Here is a 3,273-nt window from a genome sequence, read left to right on the forward strand (position 1 = left end):
CTGGCACGGCTGGTCCGTGTTCAGGAGCGCCGGACTTTGCTGCGTCGGAGCGCCGATGACACCGATCCGGTGGAGCGCGCCGTCGTCGCCAATGCGGACCAGCTGGTGATCGTGGTGGCCGCTGCGAACCCTGAACCTCGCACCGGTTTCATCGATCGCGCTCTGGTGGCAGCCTACGACGCCGGCATCCAGCCCATCCTCTGCGTCACCAAGGCAGACCTGAAAGACCCCACCGAGTTGCTCGACAACTACCGGCACCTCGATCTTCCGGTCATCATCAGCCGAACAGCCACCGCCGATGAAGGAGTGGAGAGCACCTCGGACGACGGCCTGTCCGCCCGGCTCCTCGGTGACGCCGTCAACCAGTTGCGGTCCCATCTCGATGGGAAAGTCAGCGTGCTGCTGGGACACTCGGGCGTGGGTAAATCGACTATGGTCAACGCGCTCACCGGATCCAACCGGGCAACCGGCGGAGTGAACGCGGTGACAGGCAGGGGAAGGCACACGTCGTCGTCGGCGGTTGCCTTGAAAGCCGGAGATTCCCTGCCGGGGACCTGGATTATCGACACCCCGGGTATCCGCTCGTTCGGTCTGGCCCATGTTGACCCGGATCGAATTCTTCAGGCCTTCCCCGACCTTGAACCAGGTACAGCTGAATGCGCCAGAGGATGCCGCCATGACCGGCTAGCGGTGAAGTGCGGCCTGGACCCGTGGGTGAGCGAGGGGCGGGCAGGCGTTTCGGGCCCAGTCCGGCTGGCCTCCCTACGGCGGCTGCTCGGCTCCAGCGTCCCCGAGCCCAAGGGAAATACGCAAGAAGCTAAAGAGCTCGGCGAACAGTAGACCTGATAGGCTTAAAGCAGTTGTGGTGTTAAGCACTAATTTTCGCCTCAACGAGAACCCCGAAGCACGGGGGGATTCTCACACACAAGGAATATGAAAAAAATGGCAACAGGTACAGTCAAATGGTTCAACGCTGAAAAGGGCTTTGGATTCATTGCTCCTGATGACGGCGGCGCGGATGTATTCGCCCACTTCTCAGCAATCAACTCCAGCGGATTCCGCGCCCTCGAAGAGAACCAGAAGGTCAACTTCGAGACCACGCAGGGCCCCAAGGGACCGCAGGCCGAGAACATCACCGTTATCTAATAACCCAGATACGTAGCCCGTCCCACTGGACGGCTCCCCACAGGACACCGAAGCGGNCCGCCGCCGGTGTCCTGTGGCGTTTAAGGTGCCTCCTGCCCACCGTGTCCGGGTAATCGATGGGCAGCTACGGAACTCTCCACCGAACCGGGCCATACAGTGGGCAAGCGAGTGGGCAAGCGAGCAAACTCCGGAAAACCTGGACCTGGTGATGGCCCGTTGGTGCAGGGCTGGTGCCACGGGGCCGGGCACATCCCGCACTATCGCGGGGTTAGGCGATAGGTTGAAGGTATGAACCACCGCCAAAGCTATAACGATGATCTGCGCCTTGCCCACGTCATGGCCGATTCTGTAGACGACCAGACCATGTCGCGATTCAAGGCCCAGGACCTGGTGGTGGAGACCAAGCCAGACCTGACCCCGGTAACCGATGCCGATAAGGCTGCCGAGGAGTCGATTCGTGGCCAGCTCTCCCGCGCCCGCCCCCGTGACGCGGTGCTCGGCGAAGAGTTCGGAAGCAGTGGTGCCGGCTCGCGTCGCTGGATCATCGATCCCATCGACGGCACCAAGAGTTTTGTGCGGGGCGTCCCGGTCTGGGCCACCCTGATCGCGCTGATTGACGAGGGGCAACCGGTGGTCGGGTTGGTCAGCGCTCCGGCTCTGGGCAAACGCTGGTGGGCCGCCACCGGGACCGGCGCCTACATGGGCAAGTCCCTCGCGGCGGCAAGCCGGCTCAAGGTATCCAACGTGTCCCGGCTCGAGGATGCCTCGATGTCTTATTCCAGCCTCTCGGGCTGGAAGGAACGCGGGAACCTGCCGGAATTCCTGACGCTGACCGACTCGGTGTGGCGCAGCAGGGCCTACGGCGACTTCTGGTCCTACTGTCTGGTTGCGGAGGGCGCAGTCGACATCGCCTGCGAGCCCGAGTTGAACCTGTATGACATGGCGGCCCTGGTGCCGATCATCACCGAGGCCGGCGGGCGCTTCACCTCGCTGGAAGGCACCGACGGACCGTTTGGCGGGAATGCTTTGGCCACCAACAGCACCCTCCACAATGACGTGCTGCAGATCCTCAACCCTGATGTTGATGACTTGCTTTAAGAAGCCGTAATAAAAAGCCTGGGGCGCCTGCCGTGCCCTAGGCTTTTTCTATTGGTCACGAGTGTCAGCGCTAAACCCCGGTTTGCTGGCCGGCAACCCTCCTCTTCGCGGCGGGGTGCCCCGGGTGACGACCAGGCCGTCCCTGACTGGGATGGCAAGCGCGGACACCCTGCTGCGGGGTCCACCACCGTTGGAGATCCAGCATGACTATTGCAACCATCGAGCCGTTCCACCATTCCACCTCAACCGTGAATCAGTTGGCGAAGGTGGTGGGAGATGACCTGTTGGTGCCGCTGCTTGGGGGCAGCGAGGTACGCTACGTCAATCTCGACTACGCCGCGTCCGCTCCGGCGCTGGTCGAGGTCCTCGACTTCGTCAATACGGTTATCCCCTTCTACGCCAGCGTCCACCGCGGCGCCGGCTACACCTCCCAGGTTTCCACCTCACTGTACGAAAATGCCAGGACAACAGTCCGGCGTTTTGTGGGTGGACGCAGCGACGACTTAGTGATCTTTACCCGCAACACCACCGACTCGCTGAACCTACTGGCCGGCTGTGTGCCCTCCACAGGGGAGGTGTTGTACCTGGATGTTGAACATCATGCCAACCTGTTGCCCTGGCAGCAGCTCCCCCACCGAAGCCTCACGGCCGGCGTGACGCTCGCCGACACCCTTGAGCGGGTCCGCGCCGAGCTATCCACGGGTGGGGTCAGTCTGCTGGCGGTCACCGGGGCATCCAATGTCACCGGCGAGCTTCTACCGATCAGCGAGTTGGCTGAATTGGCGCACGCCCACGGGGCGCGAATCGTGGTGGATGCCGCCCAGCTCGCACCCCATCGTCGGATCGACATCAGCCGCGATGGTATCGACTATGTGGCATTCTCGGGTCACAAGCTATACGCGCCGTTCGGTGCTGGCGTGCTCGTGGGCCGTCCGGACTGGCTGGACGCTGGCACCCCGTACCTGCCCGGCGGTGGAGCAGTGCGGAGGGTCAAAGTCGATTCAGTCTCCTGGGCCACCGGACCGGCCC

4 protein-coding genes and 1 riboswitch are annotated in these 3,273 nt (G+C 63.0%); all 4 genes read left to right on the forward strand.

Annotation, left to right across the window (positions count from 1 at the left end):
- Positions 1-840, forward strand: an 840-nt coding sequence (gene rsgA, locus K728_RS0111100; RefSeq protein ID WP_024476752.1) for a ribosome small subunit-dependent GTPase A, incomplete at its 5' end; no start/stop codon positions are given.
- A 102-nt stretch (positions 841-942) separates the two neighbouring features.
- Entirely contained in the window at positions 943-1,146 is a 204-nt protein-coding gene (locus K728_RS0111105; RefSeq protein WP_019483099.1) for a cold-shock protein, read from the forward strand.
- A gap of 288 nt (positions 1,147-1,434) precedes the next feature.
- Positions 1,435-2,244 carry a histidinol-phosphatase gene (hisN, locus tag K728_RS0111110; protein WP_019483098.1) on the forward strand — a complete coding sequence of 270 codons (810 nt, stop codon included), beginning with the start codon at positions 1,435-1,437 and terminating at the stop codon, positions 2,242-2,244.
- A gap of 53 nt (positions 2,245-2,297) precedes the next feature.
- Positions 2,298-2,411, forward strand: a riboswitch (SAM riboswitch).
- A 36-nt stretch (positions 2,412-2,447) separates the two neighbouring features.
- The coding region (locus K728_RS0111115; protein WP_024476753.1) for an aminotransferase class V-fold PLP-dependent enzyme at positions 2,448-3,273 on the forward strand (826 nt) is incomplete at its 3' end.

It is taken from the genome of Arthrobacter sp. CAL618, assembly GCF_000468215.1.
Lineage (GTDB): Bacteria > Actinomycetota > Actinomycetes > Actinomycetales > Micrococcaceae > Arthrobacter_D.